The sequence below is a fragment of the Mycobacterium sp. genome, from assembly GCF_032161845.1.
Taxonomy (GTDB): domain Bacteria; phylum Actinomycetota; class Actinomycetes; order Mycobacteriales; family Mycobacteriaceae; genus Mycobacterium.
The window spans coordinates 1-4,444 of the sequence record NZ_JAVRQA010000310.1 but is presented as its reverse complement, the minus strand read 5'-3'; the positions used below and the strand labels follow the sequence as shown (position 1 = coordinate 4,444).

Below are 4,444 nucleotides of genomic sequence, written 5' to 3'. Positions count from 1 at the left end.
CTCACCTGACGCCGACGTCCGTCGCGAGTGGCAGCAGCTAGCCGACGAGGTGCGCGGTCACCAGTTCCGCTACTACGTCAAGGACGCGCCGATCGTCTCCGACGGCGAGTTCGATCGGCTACTCGGCGAACTGACGGCCCTTGAGGAGCGCTACCCCGAGTTGCGTACCCCCGACTCACCGACGCAGCTGGTCGGTGGGGCGGGCTTCGCGACCGACTTCAGCTCTGCGGACCACCTCGAGCGAATGTTGAGCCTCGACAACGTGTTCAACCCCGACGAGCTGTCGGCCTGGGCGGGCCGGCTGACAGCTGAGATCGGGGCGGACCCCGTCTTTCTGTGTGAGCTGAAGATCGACGGCGTTGCGCTGGCGCTGGTGTATCGCGACGGTCTGCTCGTTCGGGCCGCCACTCGCGGTGACGGACGCACCGGCGAGGACGTGACACTGAATGCCAGGACCATCGACGACATCCCGGAACGCCTGCAGCACAGCGACGATCATCCCGTCCCGAAGGTCCTCGAGGTGCGTGGTGAGGTGTTCTTCCGACTGACCGACTTCGAGGCGCTGAACGCGAGCCTGGTGGAGGAGGGCAAGGCGCCCTTCGCCAACCCCCGCAACAGTGCGGCGGGCTCGCTACGACAGAAGAACCCGGCGGTCACCGCGCGGCGCAGGCTGGGGATGATCTGCCACGGCCTCGGGCGCGTCGAGGGTTTCAGCCCGGCATCTCTGCACGAGGCATACCTGGCGCTCAAGGCGTGGGGACTGCCGGTGTCCGACCACACCACGCGTGTCACGGGCATCGACGCCGTCGCCGAGCGCGTCGTCTACTGGGGTGAACACCGCCACGACGTCGAGCACGAAATCGACGGCCTGGTGGTCAAACTCGACGACGTCGCCCTGCAACGTCGGCTGGGTGCGACGTCGCGCGCCCCACGGTGGGCGATCGCGTACAAGTACCCGCCCGAGGAAGCCACCACCAAGCTGCTCGACATCCGGGTCAACGTCGGCCGCACCGGTCGCGTCACGCCGTTCGCCTACATGGAGCCGGTGAAGATCGCAGGTTCCACCGTCGGTCTTGCCACGTTGCACAACGGTTCGGAGGTCAAGCGCAAGGGCGTGCGCATCGGCGACACGGTCGTGATCCGCAAGGCCGGCGACGTCATCCCCGAAGTGCTGGGACCCGTGGTGGAGGCGCGCGACGGCACCGAGCGCGAGTTCGAGATGCCGACGGCATGCCCCGAGTGCGGCACCACCCTGGCCCCCGCCAAGGAGGGGGACGCCGACATTCGCTGCCCCAACTCGCGAACGTGCCCGGCGCAATTGCGTGAGCGGGTCTTCCACGTCGCCGGTCGCGGCGCCTTCGACATCGAAGGTCTTGGTTACGAGGCGGGCATCGCGCTGCTGCAGGCGGGGGTGATCACCGACGAGGGCGACCTGTTCACGCTGACCGACGACGATCTCCTGCGCACTCAACTGTTCACCACGCAAAAGGGCGAGCTCTCGGCGAACGGCAAGCGCCTGCTGGCCAACCTCGGCAAGGCCAAGCAGCAGGCGTTGTGGCGGGTGCTCGTCGCGTTGTCTATCCGGCACGTCGGGCCGACGGCGGCCAGGGCGCTCGCCAGTGAGTTCGGCAGTCTCGATGCGATCGAGGCGGCCACCGAAGAGCAGCTCGCCGCCAGCGAAGGCGTCGGGCCGACCATTGCCGCTGCGGTGATCGACTGGTTCGCCGTCGACTGGCACCGAGCCATCGTCGACAAGTGGCGGGCCGCGGGCGTGCGGATGCACGATGAACGCGACGCGAGCATCACCCGCACGTTGGAAGGCCTCTCCATCGTCGTCACCGGCTCGTTGCCTGGGTTCTCCCGCGACGAGGCCAAGGAGGCCATCCTCGCGCGCGGTGGCAAGGCCGCCGGCTCGGTGTCCAAGAAGACCGCCTACGTCGTCGCGGGCGACGCACCGGGCTCCAAGTACGACAAGGCAATCGAGCTCGGCGTGCCCGTGCTCGACGAGGACGGGTTCCGGGCGCTGCTGGAGAACGGTCCCGCCGACGCTTGAGTACCGGTTCTCGGGGAAGCCGGTTTGTGGGCGGCTTCCGAGGGAATGCGTTCGGCAACCGAACGAGGAGGATGGACATGGCAGCGATCTGCGATACCTGCGGCAACCACTACGACAAGGCTTTCACGGTGACGTGGGCCGACGGCCGCAGCGCGACCTTCGACAGTGTTGAGTGCGCGGCAGTTCAGCTCGCCCCCGAGTGCGCCCACTGCGGTTGCCGGATCCTGGGCCACGGCATCGAGACCGACGAGGCCATCTTCTGTTGCGCACATTGCGCACGCAAGGACAGCAACGCCGACGTCAACGACCGCTACCCGGTGCCGTCCGGCGCCTGAGTCGCGGCTCAGCGCAGGATCGTCGCCACGATTCCGGCGAGGTAGCCCAGCCGTGCCACCTCGGAGGGCCGGAACGCGGGGCCGCCGGGGCGCCCGAGGATGACCGCCGTGTGATGGTCGCCGAGCGGCGCGGCGGCGAGCGTGGTGTCGAAGTCGCGCCAGACCTGAGGTATCCAGTCACCGGTACCGTCCAGCGCCTCGGCGTGTTCGAGCGGCAGCCAGGGCGCCGACTCGGCGGCGGTCTCTGGCGCGCCGTGACTGCCTGCCACTGCTTCGAGCCCGGAGTCGTCGAGCCGCAGGACCATGCACCACCCGACGCGCAACACCTTGGGAGCCTCGTCGGCCAGCACCTGGAGCTTGTCCTGCTTGCGACCGGCGGCCGCGATGTGGTCGATGAGCTCCAACTCGCGGTGCGCCTCAAGGAGGCCGGTGTGCGGGCGGATGCTGTCGACGTACACGCCGTTGAGCTTCTCGGCCGCGGTGATGAGCATGTCCGGCATCGCCCCTGGCGGCAGCTCGACCACCAGGTCGTCGACGGCGTAGCCGGCCGTGCGCTCCACGACGTCGAGGGACAGGATGTCGGCGCCGACCGAGCCGAGCGCCACGGCGAGTGAGCCGAGGCTGCCTGGCCGGTCCTCCAGCTGGACCCGCAGCAGATATGACGGCACGGGCAACACTGTTTCACGGAGGTAGGAGTGGAGCGACTCGAGAAGGGTGACCGACCGGTGCCCGGCGGCCTCCGGCGGGGCGCGTCTCGAGCCGGTGACTAGGCTTCGTGGTCGTGTCGCAGATCTCGCGGGACGACGTCGCCCACCTGGCGCGTCTGGCCCGGCTCACCCTGACCGACGGCGAGCTAGACAGCTTCGCCGGCCAACTGGACGCCATCCTGGAGCACGTCGGTGCGATTCAGGCCGTCGACGTCACTGGCGTCGAGGCCACCGACAATCCGCTGAAGGACGTCAACGTCACCCGACCCGACGCCGTCGCGCCCAGCCTGACGCAGGAGCAGGCCCTGGCCGCCGCGCCAAACGCCGTCGACGGCCGGTTCGCCGTGCCACGCATCCTTGGGGAGGAGCAATGAGCGACCTCGTTCGCCTCGACGCGGCCACGCTCGGCGCCAAGATCGCGGCCAAGGACGTGAGCTCGACCGAGGTCACTCAGGCGCACCTCGACCAGATCGCGGCCACCGACGACCAGTACCACGCATTCCTGCACGTCGCGACGGATGCAGCGCTGGCCGAGGCGGGCCGGATCGACGCCGCCGTCGCCGCCGGGGAGACGCTGCCGTCACCGCTGGCCGGTGTCCCGCTGGCGCTCAAGGACGTGTTCACCACCGTCGACATGCCCACGACGTCCGGCTCGAAGATCCTCGAGGGATGGCGCTCTCCGTACGACGCGACCGTGACCGCGCGGCTGCGGGCCGCAGGCATCCCGATCCTCGGCAAGACCAACATGGACGAGTTCGCGATGGGCAGCTCGACGGAGAACTCCGCGTACGGTCCGACCCGCAACCCGTGGAACGTCGAGCGCGTCCCCGGCGGCTCGGGTGGCGGTAGCGCCGCTGCGCTTGCTGCGTTCCAGGCGCCCCTGGCGATGGGGTCCGATACGGGTGGCTCGATCCGTCAGCCTGCGGCATTGACCGCCACCGTCGGCGTCAAGCCGACCTACGGGACGGTGTCGCGGTACGGGCTGATCGCCTGCGCGTCGTCGCTGGACCAGGGTGGCCCATGTGCGCGCACCGTGCTCGACACGGCTCTGCTGCATCAGGTCATCGCGGGACACGATCCTCGCGATTCGACTTCAGTCGATGCCGAGGTGCCCGACGTCGTGGCGGCCGCGAGGGCGGGGGCGGCCGGTGATCTGAAGGGCGTGCGCGTCGGCGTCGTCAAGCAGCTGCGCAGCGGCGAGGGCTACCAGCCGGGGGTGCTGGCGTCGTTCAACGCCGCAGTCGAGCAGCTCACCGCGCTGGGGGCCGAGGTCACCGAGGTTGACTGCCCGAACTTCGACTACTCGATGGCGGCGTACTACCTGATCCTGCCGTCGGAGGTGTCCAGCA

At 69.1% G+C, this 4,444-nt stretch carries 5 protein-coding genes; 4 read left to right on the top strand and 1 reads right to left on the bottom strand.

Annotated features, from left to right (window positions below; all coding sequences use genetic code 11):
* Together ligA and QOD90_RS16825 are read left to right on the top strand one after the other, a co-directional pair.
* A partial coding sequence (ligA, locus tag QOD90_RS16830) for an NAD-dependent DNA ligase LigA (protein ID WP_526351686.1) occupies nucleotides 1–2,053 on the top strand: 2,053 nt, incomplete at its 5' end.
* Nucleotides 2,054–2,130: 77 nt separating this feature from the next.
* Nucleotides 2,131–2,388 (top strand): metallothionein, encoded by a 258-nt coding sequence (locus QOD90_RS16825; RefSeq protein ID WP_526351684.1) that lies wholly within the window; start codon nucleotides 2,131–2,133, stop codon nucleotides 2,386–2,388.
* 8 nt (nucleotides 2,389–2,396) lie between these two features.
* Here the strand turns inward: QOD90_RS16825 and QOD90_RS16820 are convergent, their stop codons facing one another.
* Nucleotides 2,397–3,056: an ACT domain-containing protein gene (locus QOD90_RS16820; protein ID WP_526351682.1), complete on the bottom strand. Its 660-nt coding sequence runs from the start codon at nucleotides 3,054–3,056 to the stop codon at nucleotides 2,397–2,399.
* 113 nt (nucleotides 3,057–3,169) lie between these two features.
* Between QOD90_RS16820 and gatC the strand changes: the two genes are divergently transcribed.
* Together gatC and QOD90_RS16810 are read left to right on the top strand one after the other, a co-directional pair.
* Nucleotides 3,170–3,469, top strand: coding sequence for an Asp-tRNA(Asn)/Glu-tRNA(Gln) amidotransferase subunit GatC (gatC, locus tag QOD90_RS16815; protein WP_526351680.1), 300 nt, complete (start codon nucleotides 3,170–3,172; stop codon nucleotides 3,467–3,469).
* Nucleotides 3,466–4,444 (top strand): amidase family protein (locus tag QOD90_RS16810; RefSeq protein WP_526351678.1); only part of this gene is annotated, 979 nt, incomplete at its 3' end. The genes gatC and QOD90_RS16810, both read left to right, overlap by 4 nt.

Bases quoted from the DNA above. Each gene is read 5' to 3' on its own strand.
- QOD90_RS16825 (WP_526351684.1), top strand. From the start codon at position 2,131: ATGGCAGCGATCTGCGATACCTGCGGCAACCACTACGACAAGGCTTTC.